This is a genomic window from Streptomyces sp. 135, from assembly GCF_020026305.1.
Lineage (GTDB): Bacteria > Actinomycetota > Actinomycetes > Streptomycetales > Streptomycetaceae > Streptomyces.
Window position 1 is genome coordinate 6,628,890 of record NZ_CP075691.1, and the last position, 25,655, is coordinate 6,654,544.

Consider the following 25,655-nt stretch of genomic DNA (forward strand, 5'->3'; position numbering starts at 1 on the left):
CCGACCCACCGACTCACCGACCCGCTTCCGCCCGCTCCACCAACGTGGCCGTCCGCGCCACGTACGCGCGCCGGTCCGCGTGTTCGAGGTCGAGGATGTCGTCCATGCCCCAGTGGAAGTGGTAGGCGAGGTACGCGACTTCCTCCTCGATGCGGTCGGCGGCGTACGTCACGATTCCCCCAGGCGGCTCCCGGCCAGCTCCACCTCGAAGGACTCCTCGCAGTGCGGGCAGGCCACGGCGGCCCGCGTGTGCCCCTCCGCGTTGATCTGCCGGTAGAAGTCCTGGAGGAAGGCGAGGTCGGAGGCGAACATGTTCTCCACCGTGCCGTCGTGGACGGCGCCGAGCGTGCCGAGCCGGGTGATGACCCGGCCGAGCAGCACCACCGAGAGGTACGCGGGGTTCTCGCGCACCCGCACGTCCCGCAGCGGGACCAGCTCGTCGCGCGCCGTCGCCAGCCGCATCGCGCCGTTGCGGTGCACCGTGCCGGACTCGTCGACGAAACCGCGCGGCAGCTCGAACTCGAACTCCGTGCGCAGCGGTTCACGGGTCCCCGCCGCTGCTGCCCCGGGCGCCGCCGGGCCTTCGCGCCGCATTACTCGATGACCAGCTCTTCGAAGACGATGGTGACCGCCTCGGTCAGGGCGGCGGCGTCGCCCGCCTTGACCCCGCTGGTCTCCACCTTGCTGCACCAGGCGTTGCGCAGGTTGTACCGCTTCACCGGGGAGTTCTGGTAGTCCATCATCATGATCGTGGCGTTCTTGCGCGCCGAACCCATGTCGCCCGCGATGGACTTGTTGATCCACTCGCTGAAGACGGGGCTCTGCGTCATGCCGCGCGTGACCGTGCACTCGCCGGCCTTCTTCACGCCGGGCATCTTCTTCACGACGGGCTTCCCGTCCGCCGACACCTGCTGGTACTCGATGACGTCCTGCTCCATCGACAGGCCGCTGACCTCCTGCAGGTACTCGACCATGACGCCGTCGATCTGGAGGCCGAAGTTGTGTGTGGTGAGAGCGTCACCGGGCTGAAGGGACAAGGGAGTTCACTCCTGTAGCGGTTCTCGTGCGTGTGTCGTGGGCGGTGCTTGACGGGCGTACGCGGTCTACTCCTCCAGCTCGCCGCCCCCGCCGGAGAACTGCGCGAGCCGGAACACCACGAACTCGGCGGGTTTGACCGGCGCGATGCCGATCTCGCAGACGACGCGGCCGAGGTCGACCGACTCGGCGGGGTTCGTCTCCTCGTCGCACTTGACGTAGAAGGCGTCCTCGGGGCGCTGGCCGAACAGGGCGCCCGAGCGCCACTCGTTGACCAGGAACGCCGAGACGTTGCGGCGGATGCGTGCCCACAGCGCGTGGTCGTTCGGCTCGAAGACCACCCACTGGGTGCCGATGAGGATCGACTCCTCGAGGTAGTTGAAGTAGCGGCGCACGTTCAGGTAGCGCCATGCCGGGTCGGACGCCATCGTCCGCGCGCCCCACACGCGGATGCCGCGGCCCGGAAAGGCGCGGATGCAGTTGACGCCGATCGGGTTGAGCAGGTCCTGCTCGCCGCGGGTGATCTGGAGCTCCAGGTCGACCGCGCCGCGCACGATCTCGTTGGCCGGCGCCTTGTGCACGCCGCGCTCGGAGTCGTTGCGCGCCCACACGCCCGCCATGTGGCCGGACGGCGGCACGAGGACCGACTGGCCGGTGGCCGGGTCGAAGGACTTGATCCACGGGTAGTAGAGGGCCGCGTACCGCGAGTCGTAGCCCGCGGTCTCCTGGCGCCACTGGCGCACCTGGCGGGCGTTGAGCGACGGGGGCGGGTCGATGATGGCCATGCGGTCGCCCATCAGCTCGCAGTGCGAGATCAGCCCGAGCTGGACGGCCTTGACCTGCTCCTCGTCGATCAGGCCCTGCTGGTAGGCGGCCATCAGGTCCGGCACCGCCACCATGTTGATCTCGTCCAGGGCCTCCAGACCGCCGAACCCGGTGCGGTCGGCGGAGTCGCCGATGAACTGGGCGGTCGCGACGCGGGGCGCGACGCCGCCCGGCGAGGCAGTCGCGGGCACGGCGGCGGCGGCGCGGGCGGCGCCAGCGTGACCGTCTGGGCCTCGGGCCTCGCCACCTGGCCGCCCGCCGACGCCTCTTCCAGGACGATGACCTTGGAACGCTGCTTGACCTGGGTGACGACGTAGTTGCGCGCGGTCTTCTTCGCGCTCACGTCGAAGCTCTCGACGACCTTCTCGCCGTCCTTGACGACCAGCTTGAAGCGGTCGGCGGCGCTCTCGCCCTCGCCGTCCTGCACCTCGACGGTGAGGGCCCCGCCCGTGGCGCCCGCCGTGACCGCCGACACCGTGAAGGCGCCGAGCGCCACCGGCTCGCCCGCGGTCAGCTGCTTCGGTGCCTGCGCGGGGGCCGCACCCCGCGCGCCCGCCTCGGCCGTGTCGGTGCCGCCGACCCGGACGACGTACGCGGCGGCGCCGCCGTTGTTGAAGAACCCGTACACGGAGTGCGCCAGGTAGTACCCGTCGGTGAACTCGCCGAACGCCGCGACGTACTGCGACCAGTTGGTCACGAGCGTCGGCTCGTTGAGCGGACCGCGCGGCGCCAGACCGACGAAGGCCGCCACGGAAGTGCCGACGCCCTCGATGGGTCGAGAACCGCTGGCTACTTCCTCGATGTAGACACCGGGGGACAGGTACGTGGGCATGTGGGTCCTGGCTCTCTTCCTGGAGGGAGGGCGATCGACGGTTCGACGTGGCTCCGTGACCGGTCGATATCGGTGACGATGTCTCACGCGCGGGCCGGTGCGTAGAGACGAACGGACGTCAACGAGGGCAGAGGCCGCTGCCCGTTCGGCCGCCCGGACCGGCTCACCGGCGACGGCGTGCGGGGCGGCGCGCCGCGCGGCCGTCGCCGGGGCAGCGCGCGCTGCCCGTCCGGACACCCGCCGGGGCACCGGCGAGGGCGATAAAGGGCCCGCCGTTCCCCGCGGAACCCGGCTCGGCCGAATGTGCGTGTTCCTTGACGCATATGCCCCGCACCGCGTCCCAGCAGCGTCAATACCTGGTCAACAAGGTGGCGCAAGTGCGCCGGGTGCGTCGGAAGGGCGGTACGACTGTCGTAACGTTTGGTGCTGATGGCCATCCGTGGCCAGTACGAACGGGCACATCAGCGGTGCTTCACGGGGCAAGGGGTACGGGCTGACCATGTGGGGCGACGCGCGGGGTGTTCCGGGCCACGACGGCGACGGAGAGCGGGCGGCCGACGGCGGCGACCCCGGCGGGGGACTGTGGTTCCAGGTCCTCGGCCCGGTGCGGGCCCGGCGCGACGGGCAGCAGCTGAAGCTCGGCTCGCCGCAGCAGCGCGCCACCCTCGCCGTGCTGCTGCTGCGCGACGGGCGGCCGGTCTCCGCCTCCGAGCTGGTCGACGCGCTGTGGGGCGAGGAGCCGCCGCCGCGTGCGGTGGGCACACTGCGTACGTACGTCTCCCGGCTGCGCGCCCTGCTCGAACCGGACCGGCGTGCCCGCGAACCCGCCCGGCTCCTGGTGTCGGCCGGTGACGGCTACGCCCTGCGGGTGCCGCGCGCCGCCCTGGACGCGTGCGAGCTGGAGGACCGGGTGGCCGCGGCGCGGCGCATGAGCGGCGCCGGACGGCACGCCGACGCCCACGAGGAGCTGACGGCGGCGCTCGCCCTGTCCGACGGCGCACCCCTGGCCGGCCTGCCCGGCCCCTACGCCGAACGCCAGCGCGACCGGCTCACCGAACTGGCCGTCACCGCCCAGGAGGAACTCCTCGCCTGCGCCCTGGCGCTCGGCCGGCACGGCGAGACGACCGCCCCCTTGCGGGTGTTCGCCGCCGAACATCCGCTGCGCGAGCGCGCCCAGGCCCTGCTGATGCTGGCCCTGCACCGCTGCGGCCGGCAGGCGGACGCCGTCGCGGTGTACGAGACGGCGCGCCGCACGCTCGCCACCGAACTCGGCGTCGCCCCCGGCCCCGAACTCACCGACCTGTACAAGGGCCTGCGGGGCGACGGCCCGCTCCCACCCCGCCCAGCCCGCCCCGGTACGCCGCCCCGCTGAACGCCCCGCCGCGCCTCGCGGACGGCCCCCGTCCCCGCGTCCCCGTACGCCGTGTGGACGGCGGCGTGGGCGGCGGCGCGGCGCCGGCCCAACTCCTGCCAGACGTACCTGACTTCGCGGGCCGTGAGGCGGAAGTCGGCCTGCTGCGGGAGACGCTGAGCGGGGCCGTGACCGGCACCACGATGGCCGTCGCCACGCTCACCGGACTCGGCGGCGTCGGCAAGACCGCACTGGCGGTGCACGTCGCCCACGCCTTACGCGAGGACTTCCCCGACGGACAGCTGTACGTGGACCTGCGCGGCGCGGACCCGGCGCCGGGCGTCGACAGCGGCAGCGCGCTCACCGGCTTCCTGCGCGCCCTCGGCGTCTCCGAGAGCGCCGTACCGGACGGCCTCGACCAGCAGACCGCCCTGTACCGCTCGCTCCTCGCCGGGCGCCGCGTGCTCGTCCTCCTCGACAACGCCCGCGACACCGCGCAGGTACGGCCCCTGCTCCCCGGCACCCCCGGCTGCGCGGTCCTGGTGACCAGCCGCTCACGGACCATCACCCTGCCCGGCGCCCGCCTCGTCGACGTCGAGACGATGGACGAGCGGGAGGCGCTCGGCCTGCTCGCCGCCATGATCGGCGACGACCGCGTGGCCGCCGAACCGGCCGCCGCCCGCGAACTGGTCGCCACCTGCGGCGGACTGCCCCTCGCCGTCCGCATCGCCGCCGCCCGCCTGGCCGCCAGGCCCGGCCGCTCCGTCGCCGACCTCGCCGCCCGGCTGCGCGACGAGCACCGCAGGCTGGACGAGCTGCGGGTGGACGACCTCGGCGTCGAGGCCACCTTCCGGCTCGGCTATGAAGCGCTCGACGCGGACCTCGCCCGCGCCTTCCGCATGGTGTCGCTCTGCTATATGCCCTCCTTCTGCCGGGGCGCGGCGGGCGCCCTGCTCGACGTGCCCGACGACGAGGCCGAGACGGCGGTGGAACGCCTCGTCGACGCGGGCCTGATGGAGCTGCACGGCGAGGACCGCTACCGCTTCCACGACCTCGTACGGCTCTTCGCGCGCCGGCAGTGCGAGCGCCGGGAGAGCCCCCGCGAGCGCGCCGATGCCCGGCTCCGCTTCCTCGACTACGTCCTGGCCACCGTCGTCACCGCCATCCGCCATCTGAAGCCGCACAGCGTGCTGCCCGCCCTGCTGCACCGGCCGGCCTCCCCGGGCAAGGACCTGCCGGACGAGGCCGCCGCACGCGACTGGCTGGTCGTCGCGCACACCCGCCTGTACGCGGCCGCCGAGAACGCCCTGCGGCACATCCCGGACGCGGCGGGGGACGACGGCGGCGCACCGTCCGGCCTGCGCCCCACCGTGGACCTGCTCACCGCCTGGTCCCACCTGCTGGCCGGCACCGCCCGCCACCGTGACCTGGAACCCCTCGCCGAACTCGCCCTGCGCACCGCCCGCCGCCACGGCGACGACCTCGCCGCGGCCCGCGCCCTGCGGCTCCTCGGCGCCCCGCACTACGGCACCGAGACCTACGGCCGCGCCGAGCGGGCCCTGCGCGAGAGCCTGCGCCTGGCCGCGACCGCGGGCGACCCGCTGGTCGGCGCCGAGGGCACCCACGAACTGGGCATCGTCCTCATGGGCACGGGCCGCCCCGCGGCGGCCCTGGAGCAACTGCGCCTGGCCTACGCCCGGTTCGGGGCGCTCGGCGGGCACAGCGACCGCATCCGCGTCCTCTCCCACATGGCGCGGGTGCACGTCACCCTCGGGCGGCGCGCGGAAGCCGACACCGCCCTGACCGAAGCCGTGCGCCAGGCACGGCACTCCGGCGGTAGGTCCACCCTCGCGCACGTCCTCTACCAGGCGGGCTGCGCGCTGCTGGCGGACGGCCGGGCCGCCGAGGCCGCCGACCGGCTGCGCGAGGCGCGGCGGCTGCACGCCCGCGCGCGCGATCCCCGCTGGGAGGCGCTGTGCTGGGCCCGCCTCGCCGCCTGCGAACTGGAACTGGGCAGCCCCGGCAAGGCCATGGACTGCGCGGACGCGGCGCTGGCCGTCGAGGGCGAGCTGGGCGACGCGTTCTGCCACGCCCTGGCGATGGCCGCGCGGGGCCGGGCGCTGCTCGCCCTCGGCGACCTCGACCGGGCCAGGGCCGCCCTGCTGATCGCCTACCGCGTCATGGACCGGCGCGGCGCCATGGAGGCCACCGAGCTCGCCGAGCAGCTCGCCCAGTGGAAGCCCAGGGCCGGCGCGGACCGGCCCCTCCTGTCGGCCCACGGCTGAGCCGCCCCGGCACGGCCCGCGGGTCCGTACGGGAGGGCAGTGCGGGCTGCCCCTGACGTGGCCCTTTCGTACAAGGAGAGACCCCGCGGCGGGCTCTACCGTGCCCGTATGACGTGGTGGAACTCCCTTGACCCGGCCGCGGTGACCGTTGACCCCGGTGGCCGAGCAACCGTACGGCTTCGCGTACGCAATACGGGAGACACGGTCGAGGAGTACCGGCTCGGGGTGGTCGGCGCCCCGGCGGGCTGGTCCCGCGTCGAACCGGAGGTCCTGCGGCTCTACCCGGGCAGCGAGGGCACCGCCGAGATCTCCTTCGCGCCGCCCCGCTCACCGGACTCGACGGCGGGGCCGACGCCGTTCGGCATCCGCGTGGAGCCCCGCGAGAACCCGCAGACCCGCGACGTCGTCGAGGGGCAGGTCACGCTCACGCCGTTCTCCGAGATCCGGGCCGAGCTGCTGCCGCCCACCGTCGTCGGACGCTTCCGCGGCCGGGCCCGCGTAGCCGTGGACAACCTCGGCAACACCCCGCTCACCGCGTCCCTGACCGCCCGCGACGACGCAGACCGGCTGACGTTCGAGGTCCTGCCGGCCGGCATCCAAGTGGCGCCGGGCCGGGCCGTGTTCGCCAAGATGACGATCCGCCCGCAGCAGGTGCTGTGGACGGGCCAGGCACAGCCGCACCCGCTCACCGTCTCCGTACGCCGGTCCGGCGACGAGAGTGCCCACGAGCTGCCCGGCAGCTTCGACCAGCGGCCGGTCCTGCCGCGCGGGCTCCTCGCCCTCGGCAGCGTCCTCGCCGCCCTCGCCGTCGCGTTCGTGGTGCTCTGGTTCTCCTTCGCCCCCAAGCTGACCGGCTCCGCCCGCGAGAACCAGGCCGCCCCGGCCCCGGACGCGGCCCCGCAGGGCGGCGAGAAGAAGAAGCTCGTGAACGCCCCCGAGCCCCCCAAGGACAAGAAGATCAGCGACGAACCGGACGGTGGCGGTGGCGGTGGAGCGGAGCTGCCCGGCGGCGACAAGGACGGCTCCGGCGGAGGCGGTGGCGGCGGAGGTGGCGTCGGCGGAGGCGGTGGGGGAAGCGACGGCAGCACGGCCGCGGACAGGCCGAAGGCCCCCCGCTCCGGCGGAACTTCCAAGGCGGGACCGCCGTGGAAGCGCGGCTACAAGGCCGACGTCGTCGTGGAGTACGCCCAGCACCGCCTCGCCGCCCTCGGCCCGAAGAACCCGTGCACGCTGAACGGCCGCGTGACCCCGGGCGTCATCGACGCCAACACCGAGGCGTCACTGATCTGTTACCAGGAAGCCGTGGTCCGCGCCGGCGAGAGCAGCGGCAACAACACCGCCCAGATCTTCGCCACCGACGACAAGGGCACCCTCGGCCGGGCCACCCTCACCTCCCTGTGGGCCCAGGGCATCCGCGCCGACGACGTCCGCTCCGGCGCCGACAACTGGGAGGTCGTGCAGTTGCAGGCCGCGTTCTGGTGGGCCTCGCAGGCCGGTATCAGCGACGACGACCTGAATCGCGACCGGGCCTACGCCGAGCACGGCGTCGCCTACTTCGCGAACGGCCGCAGCGCGCCGACCACGGCCAGGTACAGCAGTAACACCGCCGCCCACATCAAGGAGTATCAGGGGGCCGTCGGCCTCCCACGGACCGGCGTCGCGGACAGCGCGACCCTTCGGGCGATGGTCGGCGGAAGCGTGAAGAATCCCGGCGTGGTAGGGCGATGAGCGACATGTGGACAGCATTGGAACCCGCCGCGACGACGGTGGAGCCCGGCTCCACCGCGAAGATGCGGCTGCGGGTGCGCAACACGGGTGACACCGTCGAGGAGTACCGCCTCCAGGTGGTCGGCGCCACGGCGGGCTGGGCCCGCGTACAGCCCGACGTACTGCGCCTGTATCCGGGCGCGGAGGCCACGGCCGAGGTCGAGCTCGCGCCGCCCCGGACACCGGACGCGGCGGCGGGCCCCACACCGGTGGGCGTGCGGGTGGTGCCGCGCGAGGCGCCGCACACCGCGGACGTCGTCGAGGGCCAGGTGACCGTCGGCCCCTTCACCGAACTGCGCACGGAACTGCTGCCGTTGGTCGTACGCGGCCGGTTCGGCGCACGGGCCGTCGTGGCCGTCGACAACATCGGCAACCAGCAGCTGACCGCCTCCTTCTCCGGCCGGGAGAACGGCGAGGAGCTGGAGGTCGAGTCCGAGCCGGGCTCCGTCCAGGTCGCCCCGGGCCGCGCCGGCTTCGCCGACCTGCGCCTGAAGCCGGGCGCGGTGAGCTGGGTCGGCGGCACCAGCAAACATCCGTTCACCGTCTCCGTGCTGCGGGCGGGGGTCCCCGAGCCCGTGGAGCTGCGCGGCACGTACGTACAGCCCTCGGTGATCCCGCGCTGGGCGATGGCGGTGCTCTCGGTCCTGGTCGCGCTGGGCATCGCGGCGGCCGTGCTGTGGTTCCAGCACAAGCCGGCCCTGACCAGCCAGGCGAGGGAGCTGCCCGGCAAGCAGCAGCAGCTCCCGCAGGGCGACAAGATGAAGAAGGCGCCGAGCCCCGAGCCCGAGCCGAGCGAGGAGAAGAAGGAGAAGCCCGCGCCCCCGGCCGACGAGGGCAAGGGCGAGGAACCGGAGTCCGAGTCCGGCGGCGGCGGTGAGGAGAAGGAAGAGGAGCCCGAGGGTCCCAAGACGCACACCATCCGCAGCGCGGAGGGCGGCGGCTGGTACCTGGAGGTCAAGGAGGGCAAGCAGGAGGACGGCACCTACGTCGGCCAGAACCCCTCCCTTACCGACGAGTTCGGCAAGAACCAGGACTGGATCCTCCACCACTACCCGGAGTCGGACACCTACGCCCTGGAGCCCGCCCACGCCCCCGGCACGGTCCTCGACCAGAAGATCAACACCAACATCGCCCAGATCTTCCACGCCCCGCCGGAGAACATCGAGTCCGGGCAGCTGCCGGACAACCAGAAGTGGAAGCTGGAGAAGCGGCCCGACGGGCTGACGCGGATCGTCGCCGTCGGCTCCGGTGAGTGCCTCGTCGACATGCAGAACGACACGAGTGCGGTCACCTGGAAGTGCGACGACAACAGCAAGAGCATGGGCTGGACCATCTCCGACTGGCCCGAGTAGACCAGCTCCGCTCCGCTTCTCGAACCGGGTGGGTCACTGCCAGGGCAGTGCCCCACCCGGTTCGAGCCGGCCCATCTTGCGGTACTCGCGCCGCGCCCCGGCCCGCACATCGGCGCCCGAGACCGGGCCGCCGCGCCCCGCCGCCAGATAGGCTGCGGTCACCGCGGCCGACCGGATACCGCCGCCCGCGAGCTCGAACTCCTTGGCACAACGGGTGAGTTCGGCGTCCAGGTCGGGTGCGCAGGGTGTCCCGGACAGGCAGGTCCGCCACAGCGTGACGCGCTGGCCGACGTCCGGGAACGGGAAGTCGACCACCAGGTCCAGGCGCCGGGTGAACGCGTCGTCGATGTTGGACCGCAGATTGGTGGTCAGCACCGCGATGCCGTCGAAGGCCTCCAGGCGCTGGAGCAGATAGGCGCTCTCCAGGTTGGCGTACCGGTCGTGCGAGCTCTTGACCTCCGAGCGCTTGCCGAAGACGGCGTCGGCCTCGTCGAAGAGCAGCACGGCGTCCGTACGGTCCGCCTCGACGAAGATGCGCTCCAGGTTCTTCTCCGTCTCGCCGACGTACTTGTCGACCACCGCCGACAGGTCCACCACGTAGAGGTCGAGGCCCAGTTCACCGGCGACCACCTCGGCCGACAGCGTCTTGCCGGTGCCGGAGTCCCCGGCGAACAGCGCGATGACGCCGCGCCCGCGTCCGCCGCCGGTGCGCAGCCGCCATTCGCCGAGCACCTTGTCGCGGTGCCGGGCACGCAGCGCCAGCTCACGCAGCATCGCGAGCGGCTCGTCCGGCAGTACGAGGTCGTCGAACCCCACCTCGGGCCGGATCCGCCGGGCGTGCTTGTCCAGGAGCGGCGCGGACTGGAGCCGGGCGCTGCTCTGGAGGTGCGCGGCGGTCGGCGCGGTGCCGTCGAACGCGGCGAGGTTCGCGGCGGCGCGGGCGGCCCGGCGGATCTGCGCGGCGCTGAGCCGGTAGGGGGCGACGGCCTCGGCCAGGTCGAAACCAGGACCGTGGTCGGCGTCGGGGGCGCGGTGCTCCTGCCCGTACCGGGCCAGCTCGGCGCGCCACACCAGCGCCGCGTCGATCCCGTCCGGCGGCGGCGCGTCCAGCGCGAGCAGTCCCGCGTCCGGCGCCCACCCGGGGTCGTAGGGCTCACTCCCGACGAACACCACGGGCACGTCCCCGGTCGCCAAGAACCGCACCAGGGGCCCCGGTTCGTCGGGCAGCGGACCCACGACGATCGCGGCCCCGCGCAGCCGTGCCTCCCGCAGCAGGGCGAGGGCGACGCGGCCGGTGTCGTCCCCGGCCTGGCCGCTACCGGTGGCGCAGCACCGGCAGCCCGGCGGCCCGCAGCGCGTCGGCCACCGGCTCGGCGGCGGAGCCGTCCCTGCGTTCCCGCAGGTGGACGAGGAGCGCCCGGTCGGCGGCGAGGTCCGCGACGCGCGCGGCGAGCGCATCACCGCAGGTGGGGGCCTCCCGTGCCACCGGAAGCAGCAACTCGACGCCCCGTCCCGACAGTTCCGGGTCGAGGAGCCCGTCGTCGCCGAGCAGCCGCGCCACCACCCGCTCCGGTACCCGCAGCGCCCGACCCGGCAGCGGCCGGTCCTCGTCCTCAAGCATGAGGAGGCCCCCGGCACGCAGCGGCGCGAGGGGGTGGAAGCGGGCGCGGGCGGCGGGGTCGTGCGGGGCGGTGCCCGCGAGGTCGAGGGCGAGCGCGACCGTGGCCCTGCGCCGCCCCACGTCGTCGTTGAGATACCCGTACAGCGGCTCGAAGCGGCGGTCCACGTCCGGTGCGCAGGCGGCCAGCAGGATGCGCTGGTCCAGGGCGGACAGTCCGAAGGCCCGCGCCGTCTCGCCCAGGGTGCCGCCCGTCTCGTCCGTCCCGGTGACCGCCGCCGGGGGCCGCGGGGGAGCCGTGGCCAGCCGGTGGGCGAGCTCCTGCGTCACGTACAGGCCGCGCAGCGGGTCGGCCGCCGTCGGGTCGGTGGAGCCGCGCCGCTCCACCAGCTCCGCCACGCGCCCGCGCAGGGCGTCGAGCAGCGCGAGCAGCGTGTCGGGGGCGCTCACGGGGTGCCGCCCTTGCGCTCGCTGGGCCTGGTCCGCAGCATCCGCGGACGCGTGTCGCCCGGCTCGCCGCTGATGCCGCGTACGGCGACGACGGCGCCCTCGGTGACGGGCGGCGCCACGTCGTACGTCGGCGACACCGGGAACGGCACCGTGATCACCACGTCCAGGGACGGCTTCAGCTCACCGCCGAGCGCCGACCAGATGTCCGCGATGGACCGGGACTCGGGCGGCGGCACCGCGACGCTGAGCGGCAGCGGGACCCCGAGCGCGGCGAGCGTGCCCGGCAGCCGGTCCGGCGGCAGCAGTTCGTGCGGGAGGAGGGTGCCGAGGGCCGCCGACAGGAGCCGGTGCTCGTCCTCGGGCCGGTTGGTCCAGGCGGTGAGCAGGTACGAGAGCCGGAACCAGCGCGGCGGCTGCCGCCTGCGCAGCACCACGCCGTCCGGCCCCCGCTCCGCGTACGCGCCGCGCTCGCGCCGCGCCACGTCCTCGCGGATGTCGTACAGGTACGAGTTGAGCGTGGGCGCGTTGCGGCGCGCCGCCCAGTCGCGGTTGGGCGCCTCGAAGACGACCTCGCCGGACCCTTCGGGGAGCGCGGCCCGCAGCAACTGGCGCAGCGCCTCGTCCACTTCATGGATCACGGCGAAACCCCCGGCCCGGACGGGCGGAGGCGGTGGATCGGCGGCATCAGATGTATCCCTCCCGCAGCGCGTACGCGACGGCATGCGCGCGGTTCTGGAGCTGCAGGCGCGTCATCAGCGCGTGCAGGACGTTCTTGACGGTGCGTTCGGAGTAGGCGAGCTTCTCCGAGATCTGCTTGGTGTCGAGGCCCTCCGCGATCAGCCGCACGACGTCGACCTCGCGGGGCGCCATGCCCAGCGTCGGCACGAGGGCCCCGGCGGCGGACGGCGATCCGTCGAGCGCCGAGAGCCGCAGCCGCCCCAGCTGCGTCATGAGCCGGTTGATGAGGTCGGGCGGCAGCTCCCCCTCGCCGCGCGCCGCGCTGTGGACGGCGCGCAGCAGCTTCTGCGGGGTCGCCTGGTGCCGCCAGAGGATGGCGCGTACGCCGCACTCGACGACCGCGAGCAGCTCCGGCTCGCGCAGTTCGCTGGCGATGAGGACGACGCGCTGCTCGGCGGACCTGGCGAGCCGGCGCAGTTCGGTGCCCGCGGGGTCGTCGAGCCGGTCCACGAGCATGACGGCGACCCGCTCCGGTGCGGGCGCCGTGCCGTGGCTGTGGTTCTGATGTGCCTGCGATGGTGTCTGCGATGGGTCCTCGGTGCGGTCCACCAGCTCGACGCTGGGCTGGTGGCGGAGGTGACTGATCACTCCGGCGCGGCTGAGGGGGTCGGCGGCGTGTACGGCCACCGATATGCGTGTATCCGACACTGGTCTTTCCCTGTCTTCCCCCGAATATCGACGGGCACAGGGTGATCGGAACCGATCAACAAACGATTACCGACGGATCAACACGGACGTTTACCGACGTGAGCGGACGTAAGCGGCCACTTCGGGGAGGCGGCCGCCGGCTCGTCGGACGGTCAGGACGCCGGGGGCGGGAAAGGGGCGTCGCGCAGCAGCCGCGCCAGGTGGACGGTGTTCGCCGCGAGGGCCCGGGTGGTGTCGGCGACGGCCTCCGGGGTCTCGTCGAGATCCTGGTAGTCGGTGCCCTGCTGGGCCTCGCCCACCCAGTAGGTGACGGCCCCCGGCGCCAGGCTGAAGCCGATGTCGTTGAGCCCCTGGAAGACGTCGGCGCTCACCTTGTGCGCGCCGTCCTCGTTGCCCACGACCGCCACGGCCGCCACCTTGCCGTGGATCAGCGGGCGCCCCTCGTCGTCGGTCTCGGTCTCGGCGTTCAGGCGTTCGAGGACGCGCTGGCAGATGCTCGCGGGGTGGCCGAGCCAGATCGGGGTGGCCAGCAGCAGGATGTCGGCCGCGAGCACCTTCTCGCGCAGCGCGGGCCAGGCGTCGCCCTCGCCCAGGTCCGTCGAGACGCCCGAGCGCACGTCGTGGTCGGCGATCCGCACGGACTCCACGCCGACACCCAGCTTCTCCATCTCGGTCAGCACCTGCCCCGCCAGCAGCTCACTGCTGGACGGGGCGGGGGAGGGGGAGAGGGTGCAGACGAGTGCCAGGGCGCGCACGGGGGACTCCTTCGCGGGACGGATGCGGTACGTGGTGCTGAGGCCTCCAGTGTCCAGATCATCACGCACGAAACATCGCCCCGCACGCCGGGCGCCCCCCGGCGGCGGCACCGCCGAAGACACCGCTCCCGCGCTCCCCGCACCTGGCTGACGAGGGAAAATTCCCGGGTGCGCGGACGGCGCGCGCGGTACGTTGAGGGGGCGTACCGGGGGCGGGGCGCCGTTGCGCGGGGGTTGCCGCGGCGCGGCGCACGTACCGCCGCGAGCCCGTACAAGGGGCCGCGTTCATGGCCCCGGAGCGCGCATCCACAGCCCTCATCCCGTTTCGAGGCCACCCACCGTGTTCCTGACGATCAGCACCACCGGCACCCCTGAACGCCCCGCGACCGACCTCGGTTTCCTGCTGCACAAGCATCCCGGCAAGGCGCAGGCGTTCTCCACCTCGTACGGCACCGCGCACGTCCTCTACCCCGAGGCGACCGCCGAGCGGTGCACGGCCGCGCTGCTCCTGGAGATCGACCCCGTCGCGCTCGTGCGGCGCGGGAAGGGCAAGGGCCGGGGCGGCGCCCCCGACGCGGCACTCGCGCAGTACGTGAACGACCGGCCCTACGCCGCGTCGTCGCTGCTCGCCGTCGCGATCGGCGCGGTGTTCTCCAGCGCGATGCGCGGCGTGTGCCCCGCGCGGCCCGAGCGGGCGGCGCTGCCACTGCCGCTGCGCGTCGAGGTGCCCGCGCTGCCCGCGCACGGCGGTGCCGACCTGGTACGGGCGCTCTTCGCGCCGCTGGGCTGGACGGTGACGGTGACGCCGGTGCCGCTGGACGAGCGGTTCCCGCAGTGGGGCGACTCGCGGTACGTGGGCCTCGTGCTCGACGCGCCCGAGGGACGGCTGACCCTCGGCGAGGCACTGCGCCACCTCTATGTCCTGCTCCCCGTCCTCGACGACGCCAAGCACTACTGGGTCTCGGCGGACGAGGTCGACAAACTGCTGCGGGCCGGCGGGGGCTGGCTCGTGGACCACCCGGAGCAGCACCTCATCACCAGCCGCTACCTGTCGCGGCGCCGGTCCCTGACCCGCGAGGCGCAGGAGCGCCTCGAACTGCTGCGGCTCGCCGACGCGGACGACACGGACGTCGCCGAGATCGACAACGCCGTCGATGAGAACAGCGACACCGAGGAGAAGCCGGTGCCGCTCGCCGTGCGGCGCCGCGAGGCGATCCTCGCGGCGCTGACCGCCGCGGGGGCCGGGCGCGTGCTCGACCTCGGCTGCGGCCAGGGCCAGTTGGTGCAGGCACTGCTCAAGGACCGGCGGTTCACCGAGATCGTCGGGGTCGACGTGTCCATGCGCGCGCTGACCGTCGCCTCGCGGCGGCTCAAGCTGGAGAGCATGGGCGACCGCAGGGCGGAGCGCGTCACGCTCCTCCAGGGCTCGCTGGCGTACACCGACAAGCGGCTCAAGGGGTACGACGCGGCGGTCCTCAGCGAGGTGATCGAGCACCTCGACGTGGAGCGGCTGCCCGCCCTGGAGTACGCGGTGTTCGGCTCGGCGCGGCCCCGCACGGTCCTGGTGACGACGCCGAACGTCGAGTACAACGTCCGCTGGGAGACCCTCCCGGCCGGCCACACCCGCCACGGCGACCACCGCTTCGAGTGGACCCGCGAGGAGTTCCGGGCGTGGGCGCGCCGAGTCGCCGAACGGCACGGCTACGCCGTGGAGTTCGAGCCGGTCGGCGACGAGGACCCCGAAGTGGGCCCGCCGACCCAGCTGGCCGTCTTCCACCGGACGGACCCCACGATCACCGAGACGGACAAGAACGTGAAGCAGGTGCGGGCAGCATGACCCACGACGACAACGCCGATGCCACCACCGATACCGACGTGAGAGGCCGCGTGCTCCCCGTCACCGACCTCTCCCTCGTCGTACTCGTCGGCGCCACCGGCTCCGGCAAGTCCACCTTCGCCCGGCGCCACTTCAGACCCACCGAGGTGATCGGCAGCGACTTCTGCCGGGGGCTCGTCGCCGACGACGAGAACGACCAGAGCGCCAGCGGTGACGCCTTCGACGTGCTGCACTACATCGCGGGCAAGCGGCTGGCCGCGGGCCGCCGCACCGTCGTCGACGCCACCAACGTGCAGAGCGACAGCCGCAAGCAGCTGATCGAGCTGGCCAGGCGGTACGACGTGCTGCCCATCGCCATCGTGCTCGACGTGCCCGAGGACGTCTGCGCCGCGCGCAACGCCACGCGCGCGGACCGGGCCGGCCTGCCCCGCCGCGTCATCCAGCGCCACCAGCGCGAACTGCGGCGTTCACTACGGCACTTGGAGCGCGAGGGCTTCCGCAAGGTGCACGTCCTGCGCGGCGTGGAGGAGATCGACGGCGCCCGCATCGTCACCGAGAAGCGCTACAACGACCTCTCCCACCTCACCGGCCCCTTCGACATCATCGGCGACGTCCACGGCTGCGCCGCCGAGCTGGAGACCCTGCTCACCAAGCTCGGTTACGTCGACGGCACGCACCCCGAAGGGCGTACCGCCGTCTTCGTCGGCGACCTCGTCGACCGCGGCCCCGACACCCCGGGCGTGCTGCGCCGCGTCATGGCGATGGTCGCCGCCGGCACCGCGCTGTGCGTGCCCGGCAACCACGAGAACAAGCTCGGCCGCCACCTCAAGGGCCGCAGCGTCCAGCACACCCACGGCCTGGCCGAGACCGTCGAGCAGCTGGCGGGGGAGAGCGACGAATTCCGCGCGCAGGTGCGGGAGTTCGTGGACGGGCTCGTGTCCCACTACGTCCTCGACGGCGGCAAGCTGGTCGTCTGCCACGCCGGGCTGCCCGAGAAGTACCACGGGCGCACGTCGGGGCGGGTGCGCTCGCACGCCCTGTACGGCGACACCACCGGCGAGACCGACGAGTTCGGACTGCCGGTGCGCTACCCGTGGGCCGAGGAGTACCGCGGCCGGGCCGCGGTCGTCTACGGCCACACCCCCGTGCCCACCGCGACCTGGCTGAACAACACCATCTGCCTGGACACCGGCGCCGTCTTCGGCGGCAGGCTGACCGCGCTGCGCTGGCCGGAGCGCGAGCTGGTCGACGTCCCCGCGGAGCGGGTCTGGTACGAGCCCGCCAAGCCGCTGCGCAGCGAGGCACCCGGTGGCCACGACGGACGGCCGCTCGACCTCACCGACGTACACGGCCGCCGCGTGGTGGAGACCCGGCACGCGGGCCGCGTCGCCGTGCGCGAGGAGAACGCGGCGGCGGCCCTCGAAGTCATGAGCCGCTTCGCCGTCGACCCGCGCCTGCTGCCCTACCTCCCGCCGACCATGGCGCCCACCGCCACGTCACGGCGTGACGGCTACCTCGAACACCCGGCTGAGGCCTTCGCCTCGTACGCGCAGGACGGCGTCGGCCGCGTCGTGTGCGAGGAGAAGCACATGGGCTCGCGCGCGGTCGCCCTGGTCTGCCGCGACGCGGACGTCGCCCGCGAACGCTTCGGCGTGGACGGCCCGACCGGCTCCCTCTGCACCCGCACCGGCCGCCCCTTCTTCGCCGACGCGTCCGTCACGGAGGAGCTGCTCGGCCGGGTGCGCGCCGCCGTCACCGAGGCGGGCCTGTGGGAGGAGCTGGAGACGGACTGGCTGCTGCTCGACGCCGAGCTGATGCCCTGGTCGCTGAAGGCGTCCGGCCTGCTCCGCACGCAGTACGCGGCCGTGGGCGCCGCCGCCGGGGCCGCCTTCCCCGGCGCGCTGGCCGCCCTGGAGGCCGCGGTGTCGCGCGGCGTCGACGCGGGCGCGCTGCTCGCCCGGCAGCGTGAACGGGCAGCGGACGCCGCCGCGTTCACCGACGCCTACCGCCGCTACTGCTGGCCGACCGACGGCCTGGAGGGCGTACGCCTCGCGCCGTTCCAGATCCTGGCCGTCCAGGGCCGCAGCCTGGCCGGGCTGCCGCACGACCGCCAACTGGCCCTGATCGACCGGATGGTGGAGCACGACGGCAGTCAGGGCTCGGACCTGCTCCAGACCACCCGCCGCCTCTACGTCGACACCGGCGACGAGGCGTCGGTGCGGGCGGGCGTCGACTGGTGGCTGGAGATGACGGGCCGCGGCGGCGAGGGCATGGTCGTCAAGCCGGTCGAGGCCCTGGCCAGGAACGCTCAGGGACGCCTGGTGCAGCCCGGCGTCAAGTGCCGGGGCCGCGAATACCTGCGGATCATCTACGGCCCGGAGTACACGCGGCCGCAGAACCTGGAGAAGCTGCGGGGCCGCACCCTCGGCCACAAGCGGTCGCTCGCCCTGCGCGAGTACGCGCTCGGCCTGGAGGCCCTGGACCGGCTGGCGGACGGCGAGCCGCTGTGGCGCGTCCACGAGGCGGTCTTCGCGGTGCTCGCACTGGAGTCGGAGCCGGTGGACCCGCGGCTCTGAGGCGGCATCAGGTGCTGTTGCCGTGTTGACCGCGCGTCGGCCGCCCGGCCGGGGAAAGATGGACCCCATGGGATTCCATGTCGACTCCGAGGCCGGGCGGCTGCGCCGCGTCATACTGCACCGCCCCGATCTGGAGCTCAAGCGGCTGACTCCGAGCAACAAGGACGCACTGCTCTTCGACGACGTGCTGTGGGTGCGCAGGGCCCGCCAGGAGCACGACGGCTTCGCGGACGTGCTGCGCGACCGGGGCGTGGCGGTGCACCTCTTCGGCGACCTGCTGAAAGAGACCCTGGACGTGCCCGAGGCCCGCCTGCTCATCCTGGACCGCGTCTTCGACGAGAAGGAGTACGGTCCCCTGGCCACCGACCACCTGCGGATCGCGTTCGAGACGCTGCCGTCGGTGGAGCTGGCCGAGGCGCTGGTGGGCGGCATGACCAAACGGGAGTTCCTGGAGGCCCACCCCGAGCCGACCTCCGTGCGCTTCCACTGCATGGACCTGGACGACTTCCTGCTCGGTCCGCTGCCCAACCACCTCTTCACGCGTGACACGTCGGCCTGGATCTACGACGGCGTCTCCATCAACGCGATGCGCTGGCCCGCCCGGCAGCGCGAGACCGTGCACTTCGAGGCGATCTACCGGTACCACCCGCTCTTCCGTGGCGAGCAGTTCAACGTCTGGTCGCAGGGCCAGGCGGACTACCCCTCGACCATCGAGGGCGGCGACGTCCTGGTCATCGGCAAGGGCGCGGTGCTCATCGGCATGAGCGAGCGCACCACGCCGCAGGCCGTCGAGATGCTCGCCCACAAGCTGTTCGCGGCGGGCTCCGCGCAGACCATCGTGGCACTCGACATGCCGAAGCGGCGCGCGTTCATGCACCTCGACACGGTCATGACGATGGTCGACGGCGACACCTTCACGCAGTACGCGGGCCTCGGCATGCTCCGCTCCTACACCATCGAACCGGGCGTCGGCGACCGGGAGTTGAAGGTCACCGACCATCCGCCCGAGAACATGCACCGGGCGATCGCCGCCGCGCTCGGACTGGACACCATCCGCGTGCTCACCGCCACCCAGGACGTGCACGCGGCCGAGCGGGAGCAGTGGGACGACGGCTGCAACGTCCTCGCGGTCGAGCCGGGCGTCGTGCTGGCGTACGAGCGGAACGCGACGACCAACACCTATCTGCGCAAGCAGGGCCTCGAGGTGATCGAGATCCTGGGGAGCGAGCTGGGGCGCGGCCGGGGCGGGCCGCGCTGCATGAGCTGCCCGGTGACGCGGGACCCGGTGCCTGGGATGTAGGGGCACCTTCGGCCCGCTACTCCCCGGTGTCGCGGTCGCGGGAGAGCAGTTGCAGGGCGCGCAGCGAGGCCTCCAGGGCGAAGCGGTGGTCGGGGTCGGCGAGGCGGTCGCCCAGCAGGACGTCCAGGTTCCGCAGGCGGTAGCGCACGGTCTGCGCGTGTACGCCCAGCAGCTCGCCGACCTGCTCCGCCGGCGCCCGCGTGGAGACGTGCACCCGCAGGGTCTCGACGAGCCGGTCGCGGCGGCTGGCCGGCAGGTGGTCGATCGGCGCCAGCTCCCCGGCCGCGAGGTGTTTCACCAGAGCCGGGTCGGACAGCAGCCACAGCGTCACGAGGTGGTCTTCGCAGCGGACCAGGGGAGCGTCGGCCACCACACCCTCGTCGATCAGCTGGAGCACACGGCGCGCCCAGCGAATGGAGTCGGCCGCCTCGACCGGCGGCACGGTCAGGCCCACCGCGCCGCGGGCGCCCGCCAGCGCCGAGTCGAGCATCGCCAGGCGTTCCGGGGTGAGGGCCCCGGGCACCAGCAGGTGCGGCTGCGGGGTGTCCAGGTCGCACAGGACGTCGTCGGCAAGACCCGCCTCCAGGTGCCCCGGGACCGGTGAGCGCAGGGCGACCATGGTGACCTCGGCGGGCAGGCGCCAGGCGGCGGCCTCGCAGAGCCCGGGGAGCTCCTGGGGCAGCGGGGGAGCGGCGAGGATGAGGTGCAGCAGTCGTCTGCGCCGCACCGGAACCTCGGAGAAGGCCCGCGCCCGCACCTCGGCGTAGCCCTCGCGGGAGATCTGCTCCAGTTCGTCGACGTAGGCGAACAGGGCGTCGGCGAAGGCGAGGATGAGGGTGGGGGAGAGCCGGTACTGCTGGCCCAAGGCCTTGGCGCGGCGCAGCGCGACGCGGGCGCCGAGCCGGTACGCCCCCTGGAGGGTCTCCATCGCGCGTCCCTCGTAGGCTTCCACGCGGCCGAACTTGCGCAGCAGCTCGTCGCGGAGCACGACGTTCTTGCCGGGGTCGGCGACGCGGTCCACGAAGACGGACAGGGCCTGCTCGACACCCTGCCGGATGGGTTCGGCGTGGGGGCCGTTGAGCAGCCGCCCGTACACCGGATAGGCCCGCGTGACCTCGGCGCCGATCTGCTTCATGAGGCCGGGTAACTCCGGTCTCATGTAGGCGGCGAACTCCTTGGGGAGAGGCCCCAGCGGTTCACCGCCTTCCATCGGTAGCGTGGATGAAGGCATGAGTGCCGTCCCTTGCTCTTCGGTGCCCACGATGCACCGGTCGTGCGCCCCGCTCCTGCACGGGCGAGGCGCACGACCGGACTTGAGGTGCCACGTGTCTGGGCTGCTGAAGCTAAGACAAGTTCGGTGGGACGTACACAGTCCGTGCACATTTCGGTGCGGTGGGGCGTGGTATGGCCGCCGGGACGGCTGAGAATCGCCGTCGCGCGGCCATCAGTCGACGGCGGAGTGCCAGTTCTCCGCGAGGCGCTTGCCCGCGTCGGGGGCGAAGGTGCCGGGGGCGGTCAGGCCGGCGAGGTGGGTCTGGGCGTTGTTGAGCGTCAGGGTGTTCTTCCCGGCGGCGGAGGGCAGTCCGGTCTTGGCGTTGACCGCCGCGTCGATCAGGCCGAGCAGGCCGAGACCGCAGCCACTGGCGCCCGGCACGGCGAAGGTGCTGTCGTTCTGCGCGGCCCCGGTGAGGTTGACGCGGCTCATCTCGCCGTCCTCGGCGACGGTGCCGTCACCACGGAAGAACGACATGCCGAACTCGGGGAACTGCAGGTTCTTTGGCCGCAGAACGACGGGCTTGGCGGCGGTGCCGATGTAGCACTTGCTGCCGAGGAACGGGTTCTTCAGGTGGATGCGGACCGGTATGGCGACGATCGGCTTGTCGGTGACGATGCCGGCGGTCTGGTCGAAGTCGTAGGGCGTGCCCACGGACTCCACCGTCGCCGTGATCTTGTTGAGGGTGCTGTCGCTGAGCTGCTCGCAGATGTCCGAGATCGCGGGGATGTCGCTCGGGCACATCAGCCCGAGCAGGCCGCCGGGGACGGTCGCGGAGTCGGCGATGAGGGCACCGCCGGGCGGGGCCACCACGGAGCTGGTCCCGTCGGCGTTCTGGACGACCCCGATCTGGAGGTTGGTCCGGCCCGTGGGCACGGTGGTCCTGCCCAGTTTGATGGAGCCGTTCGGCGAGGTGGAGACCACGCACTGGGGGGTGCGGTCCAGGCCGTCGGCGGCCAGCATCGCCGGGGCGTCCACGGGACAGCGGGTGAAGGGCGCCCACTCGCCGTTCGGCACGGCGGCGGCCGCGGTGGCGGTGCCCATGGAGGCGAAGACGCCGAGCGCGGTGCCGAGGACGGTGGCGGTGGTGGCGGCTGTGGTGGCGGCTGTGGCGCGGAGGGAGAACCGCATCATGGGGCCTTCCTGGTCAGGGGAGAGGGGAGAGGGAGAGGGAGAGGGGAGGGCGGAGGGGGTGAAGGGTGCGACGAGGGGGTCACCGTTCGGCGACGGGGACCTTGCGGGGCTGGGCGTCGTCGGTGCACTCGTCGGGGTTGAGCACATCGGCCGAGACGAAGCAGGTCTGCCCCTGGATCTGCTTGACGTAGTTGCCTGAACCGGACACCGAGGCCGTGAGCAGGCGGTCGAGGTCCTCACCGTCGGCGGTGCCGCAGCCCGTGAAGGCGGGGATGGTGACCTTGCCGGTCAGCGGGCCGCCGGACAGCAGCAGATAGCCGGTGGCGGGCTCACCGGTGGTCTGTTCGCCCCGGCCGTGCAGGACCAGGTGGTCACCGGGGTACTTCGCCGGTTCCGGCTCCGGGGAGGCGAGGGAGGTCTTGGTCCGGCACTTCGCCCCGACGTCCAGCGGGGTGCCGTTGACCTCCAGCTTCGTCACCCGGAGCACGAGCGGCGCCCGGACGTGGGTGTCCGTGCTGGTGAACACGAAGTCGGTGGTGCCGTGCGAGTCGATGGTCATCGGGCCCGTCTGCTCCAGCACCATCGTGGCCGTCGTGGGAGTGAAGTCGAAGGTCAGGAAGGTCGCCTCGAAGGGCGGGGTCTGCTTGCGCTGCCGGTGGTAGAGGTCGGCGGTGGAGTGCTGGGTGATCCAGGCGCCGCTGTAGTCCGGGAAGAACTCGAACTGGGGCTCGCCCTGGGTGATGAGCGTGCAGAACGGCGGGATCAGCGCGGCGCCGTCGAGCTTGTTCACGTTGGAGTAGCCGGTGATGTAGGCGTTGAGCGACATCGGCCCGGCCGGGTATTTCTCGTCGTACTTGCAGGTCGGCGCCGTGGCCTTGGCGGCGGCACCGCCCTGGCCGGGTTCGGCGACCTTCGGGGCGCGCTCGCCCTGCCGGCCCGGCGGGCCCTCCTCGGACCGCCCCGGTGGGCCGGAGGCGGACGGCGCGCCGGAGGGCGATCCTGACGGTGATCCGGAGGGCGGTCCGCCGGGGCCGTCCGTGCCGCCGTCGTCGTCCGCGCCGACCAGGACGCCGACCAGCCGGCCCCCGTCCGGGGCGTCCTCGGCGAGAGCGCAGTCGACGGTCACCTCGGCGGGGTCGGGGGCGCCGCCGTCGGCGGTGGTCAGGGTGAAGTCCAGGCCGAAGCCGCCCGCCGTCATGGACAGTTCGCCCGCACCCTGCCCGGTGACCGAGGGGACGTCTCCCGTCGCGGTCAGGGTCAGCGGCCCGTCCGCGGGCAGGGCCGTGGGTTCCGTGCTGCCGCGCCAGGTCGCCTCGGCGGTGGCCTCGTCCTGTGTGACGCCGACCTCGAGCCGGGTCGCCGCGCGCACGCCGGCCGCGCCGAGCGCCGCGAGGTCCGCCACCGCAGGCTTCGGCAGCTCGACGGTCGTGGTCACGTCCGCGGGTTCGATCGGCTCACCGGCCGCCACCCGCTCGGGGAAGGCCGCCGAGATCCGTACCGCCGCGGGGTGCTCTCCGGAGGGAAACAGGCATACGTAGGGCAGCGCGACGTCGATCTGCTGCGTACCGGACGCCCCGGCCGCCGCGGGCACGGTGGCGGCCAGCACGACGAACGCGGCGATCGCCGCGCCGCGCGCACGGCTGCGGACCGCCCGTCGGGCGGCGGTGCGGGCCTGTCATCTGTCACCCGCTCGGATCGTCCTGGGGTCGGATGGCCGATGGCGGCGGCGGCCGCGTGTGGTAGCCCGCACGCCGGCCGGACCACCGGCCGGGCGTGCGCGAGCCGCGTTCCGCGATGCTGACGTCCCTCTCACGGCTCGCGCCACGGTTCCCGACAACATGGGCATGCTCTTCCGGCGCGAACTGGTCACCTTCGGCCCGCGCGAGGTGCTTCTGACCAGTGAGGAACCGGTCGTGGCGCAGTTCCTGTCCGGCCGCCGCGAAGGTCCGATCGGGATGTCGGAGGAGAAGGACGCCGCCACCCTCGCCGCCGAGGCCGCGGGGGCGAGGGGCGCCGACGCCCCGCGGGAGATCATCCCGCAACTGGAGCCGTCCCCCGGACTTCCGCCGCGCCGCGCGGTCACCCGGCGCAAGGACCGGGTCCTCGGCATGCTCGACCGCCTGCCACCCGCGGCCCGCACCGCCATCGCCCATACGTACGCCATCCATGCGTCGGGCGACGCGTACGGCACCTCCGGTGGGCCCGGCACGTCCAGCGTGTCCGACGCCCCGGCCACGCCCACCGCCCGCCGCACCCCCAGCACCACCACCCCCCTCCCGACGCAGGCCAACGGGAGTGGGGCGTGATCGGCGGTGCCCTGCGGCAGACCGGGCGGCTGTTCGCGCTTGCCGTCGAGGTGGCGCGGGCGATCTTCCGGCGGCCGTTCCAGTTCCGGGAGTTCGTGGAGCAGTTCTGGTTCATCGCCGGGGTGACCATCCTGCCCGCCGCCCTGGTCGCGATCCCGTTCGGCGCCGTGATCGCCCTCCAGGTCGGCTCGCTCACCCAGCAGCTCGGCGCCCAGTCCTTCACCGGCGGCGCCAGCGTGCTGGCCGTCGTTCAGCAGGCGAGCCCGCTGATCGTCGCCCTGCTCATCGCGGGCGCGGCCGGCTCCGCGATCTGCGCCGACCTCGGCTCGCGCACCATCCGCGAGGAACTGGACGCCATGGAGGTCATGGGCGTATCGCCCGTGCAACGCCTGGTGGTACCCCGCGTCCTGGCCACCATGGGCGTCGCGGTCCTGCTCAACGGCCTGGTCTCCGTGGTCGGCATCGTCGGGGGCTACGCCTTCAACGTCTTCCTCCAGGGCGGCACCCCCGGCGCCTACCTCTCCAGCTTCTCCGCCCTCGCCCAGCTCTCCGACCTCTACATCAGCGAACTCAAGGCCCTGGTCTTCGGGTTCATCGCGGGCGTCGTCGCCGCCTACCGCGGCCTGAACCCGCGCGGCGGCCCCAAGGGCGTCGGCGACGCCGTCAACCAGTCCGTCGTCATCACCTTCCTGCTGCTCTTCTTCGTCAACATGGTGATGACGGGCGTCTACCTCCAACTCGTGCCGCCGAAGGGAGGCTGAGCCCCGTGGCCTCCCCGCTCGCCTGGCTGGACCGCTCCGGCGACCAACTCCTGTTCTACGTACGCTCCCTGCTCTGGATCCCCCGCACCCTGCGCCGCTACCTCAAAGAGGTGCAGCGCCTCCTCGCCGAGGTGGCCTTCGGCACCGGTGGCCTCGGGGTCATCGGCGGCACCATCGGCGTGATGATCGCGATGACCCTGTTCACGGGGACCGTGGTGGGCCTTCAGGGATACGCGGCCCTCGACCAGATCGGCACCGCCGCCTTCACCGGGTTCGTCTCCGCGTACTTCAACACCCGTGAGATCGCCCCGCTGGTCGCCGGCCTCGCCCTCTCCGCGACCGTCGGCGCCGGCTTCACCGCCCAGCTCGGCGCCATGCGCATCAACGAGGAGGTCGACGCCCTCGAAGGCATGGGCATCCGCTCCCTTCCCTACCTGGTCACCACCCGCATCATCGCCGGCGTCGTCGCCATCATCCCGCTCTACGCGATCGGGCTGCTCTCCTCCTACCTGGCATCCCGCTACGTCACGGTCCTCTTCAACGGCCAGTCCCGGGGAACGTACGACCACTACTTCAATCTCTTCCTCTCCCCCACGGACGTGCTGCTCTCCGTCCTGAAGGTGCTCATCTTCAGCGTGATGGTGATCGTCGCCCACTGCTACTACGGCTACCGCGCCTCCGGCGGCCCGGCCGGAGTGGGCGTCGCCGTCGGCCGGTCGGTGCGCAACGCCATCGTGCTGATCAGCGTCACCGACTTCTTCCTGTCGCTGGCCCTGTGGGGCGCCACCACGACCGTGAAGGTGGCGGGCTGA

Annotated in this window: 17 protein-coding genes and 4 pseudogenes; 10 read left to right on the plus strand and 11 right to left on the minus strand. The window is 73.0% G+C overall.

Going from position 1 to position 25,655, the window contains the following annotated elements; all coding sequences use genetic code 11:
- Positions 1-13: 13 nt before the first annotated feature.
- The 4 genes and pseudogenes from KKZ08_RS29860 to KKZ08_RS29875 form a co-directional block, all read right to left on the minus strand.
- The gene (locus tag KKZ08_RS29860) at positions 14-172 is read right to left on the minus strand and encodes a DUF6760 family protein (RefSeq protein WP_223777377.1); all 159 of its coding nucleotides are present in this window, start codon (positions 170-172) and stop codon (positions 14-16) included.
- The gene (locus KKZ08_RS29865) at positions 169-594 is read right to left on the minus strand and encodes a hypothetical protein (protein ID WP_223777378.1); all 426 of its coding nucleotides are present in this window, start codon (positions 592-594) and stop codon (positions 169-171) included. The genes KKZ08_RS29860 and KKZ08_RS29865 overlap by 4 nt, the downstream gene beginning before the upstream one ends.
- Complete coding sequence (locus tag KKZ08_RS29870) at positions 594-1,037, minus strand: phage tail protein (protein ID WP_223777379.1); 444 nt, start codon at positions 1,035-1,037, stop codon at positions 594-596. The genes KKZ08_RS29865 and KKZ08_RS29870 overlap by 1 nt, the downstream gene beginning before the upstream one ends.
- A gap of 66 nt (positions 1,038-1,103) precedes the next feature.
- Positions 1,104-2,692 (minus strand): annotated as a pseudogene (locus KKZ08_RS29875) (phage tail sheath subtilisin-like domain-containing protein).
- A gap of 439 nt (positions 2,693-3,131) precedes the next feature.
- Here KKZ08_RS29875 and KKZ08_RS29880 point away from each other — a divergent pair.
- The 4 genes from KKZ08_RS29880 (at position 3,132) to KKZ08_RS29895 (ending at position 9,447) form a co-directional block, all read left to right on the plus strand.
- The gene (locus KKZ08_RS29880; protein ID WP_223777380.1) at positions 3,132-4,064 is read left to right on the plus strand and encodes a BTAD domain-containing putative transcriptional regulator; all 933 of its coding nucleotides are present in this window, start codon (positions 3,132-3,134) and stop codon (positions 4,062-4,064) included.
- A gap of 53 nt (positions 4,065-4,117) precedes the next feature.
- Positions 4,118-6,328 carry an NB-ARC domain-containing protein gene (locus KKZ08_RS29885; RefSeq protein WP_223777381.1) on the plus strand — a complete coding sequence of 737 codons (2,211 nt, stop codon included), beginning with the start codon at positions 4,118-4,120 and terminating at the stop codon, positions 6,326-6,328.
- Between the two features lie 108 nt (positions 6,329-6,436).
- A complete protein-coding gene (locus KKZ08_RS29890) occupies positions 6,437-8,056 on the plus strand; it encodes a peptidoglycan-binding domain-containing protein (protein WP_223777382.1) in 1,620 nt (539 codons plus the stop codon).
- A gap of 5 nt (positions 8,057-8,061) precedes the next feature.
- A complete protein-coding gene (locus KKZ08_RS29895) occupies positions 8,062-9,447 on the plus strand; it encodes a hydrogenase expression protein (protein WP_223777383.1) in 1,386 nt (461 codons plus the stop codon).
- A gap of 33 nt (positions 9,448-9,480) precedes the next feature.
- On the opposite strand, the pseudogene KKZ08_RS29900 reads toward KKZ08_RS29895, so the two are convergent.
- From KKZ08_RS29900 to KKZ08_RS29915, 4 genes and pseudogenes are all read right to left on the minus strand, one after another.
- Positions 9,481-11,515: pseudogene (locus tag KKZ08_RS29900) on the minus strand (ATP-binding protein).
- The gene (locus KKZ08_RS29905; RefSeq protein ID WP_223777384.1) at positions 11,512-12,153 is read right to left on the minus strand and encodes a DUF4255 domain-containing protein; all 642 of its coding nucleotides are present in this window, start codon (positions 12,151-12,153) and stop codon (positions 11,512-11,514) included. Before KKZ08_RS29905 ends, KKZ08_RS29900 begins: the two are co-directional and overlap by 4 nt.
- Before the next feature lie 46 nt (positions 12,154-12,199).
- Positions 12,200-12,901, minus strand: coding sequence for a response regulator transcription factor (locus KKZ08_RS29910; RefSeq protein ID WP_223777385.1), 702 nt, complete (start codon positions 12,899-12,901; stop codon positions 12,200-12,202).
- Positions 12,902-13,053: 152 nt separating this feature from the next.
- Positions 13,054-13,656: an NAD(P)H-dependent oxidoreductase gene (locus KKZ08_RS29915; RefSeq protein WP_223777386.1), complete on the minus strand. Its 603-nt coding sequence runs from the start codon at positions 13,654-13,656 to the stop codon at positions 13,054-13,056.
- 340 nt (positions 13,657-13,996) lie between these two features.
- Here KKZ08_RS29915 and KKZ08_RS29920 point away from each other — a divergent pair, with 340 nt between their 5' ends.
- From KKZ08_RS29920 to KKZ08_RS29930, 3 genes are all read left to right on the plus strand, one after another.
- The gene (locus KKZ08_RS29920; protein WP_223777387.1) at positions 13,997-15,493 is read left to right on the plus strand and encodes a 3' terminal RNA ribose 2'-O-methyltransferase Hen1; all 1,497 of its coding nucleotides are present in this window, start codon (positions 13,997-13,999) and stop codon (positions 15,491-15,493) included.
- Positions 15,490-18,069 carry a polynucleotide kinase-phosphatase gene (locus KKZ08_RS29925; protein ID WP_223777388.1) on the plus strand — a complete coding sequence of 860 codons (2,580 nt, stop codon included), beginning with the start codon at positions 15,490-15,492 and terminating at the stop codon, positions 18,067-18,069. Before KKZ08_RS29920 ends, KKZ08_RS29925 begins: the two co-directional genes overlap by 4 nt.
- Positions 18,070-18,136: 67 nt before the next feature.
- A complete protein-coding gene (locus KKZ08_RS29930; protein WP_223777389.1) occupies positions 18,137-19,369 on the plus strand; it encodes an arginine deiminase in 1,233 nt (410 codons plus the stop codon).
- A 16-nt stretch (positions 19,370-19,385) separates the two neighbouring features.
- On the opposite strand, the gene KKZ08_RS29935 is transcribed toward KKZ08_RS29930, so the two are convergent.
- The 3 genes from KKZ08_RS29935 to KKZ08_RS29945 form a co-directional block, all read right to left on the minus strand.
- Positions 19,386-20,600 carry a PucR family transcriptional regulator gene (locus KKZ08_RS29935; protein ID WP_223777390.1) on the minus strand — a complete coding sequence of 405 codons (1,215 nt, stop codon included), beginning with the start codon at positions 20,598-20,600 and terminating at the stop codon, positions 19,386-19,388.
- A 213-nt stretch (positions 20,601-20,813) separates the two neighbouring features.
- Positions 20,814-21,776: a hypothetical protein gene (locus tag KKZ08_RS29940; protein WP_223777391.1), complete on the minus strand. Its 963-nt coding sequence runs from the start codon at positions 21,774-21,776 to the stop codon at positions 20,814-20,816.
- Positions 21,777-21,855: 79 nt separating this feature from the next.
- The gene (locus KKZ08_RS29945; RefSeq protein ID WP_223777392.1) at positions 21,856-23,382 is read right to left on the minus strand and encodes a DUF6801 domain-containing protein; all 1,527 of its coding nucleotides are present in this window, start codon (positions 23,380-23,382) and stop codon (positions 21,856-21,858) included.
- A 214-nt stretch (positions 23,383-23,596) separates the two neighbouring features.
- Between KKZ08_RS29945 and KKZ08_RS29950 the strand changes: the two are divergent.
- From KKZ08_RS29950 to KKZ08_RS29960, 3 genes and pseudogenes are all read left to right on the plus strand, one after another.
- Positions 23,597-23,938, plus strand: a pseudogene (locus KKZ08_RS29950) (ABC transporter ATP-binding protein); the annotation flags it as partial.
- Between the two features lie 34 nt (positions 23,939-23,972).
- A pseudogene (locus KKZ08_RS29955) lies at positions 23,973-24,843 on the plus strand (ABC transporter permease).
- Between the two features lie 5 nt (positions 24,844-24,848).
- A complete protein-coding gene (locus KKZ08_RS29960) occupies positions 24,849-25,655 on the plus strand; it encodes an ABC transporter permease (RefSeq protein ID WP_223779243.1) in 807 nt (268 codons plus the stop codon).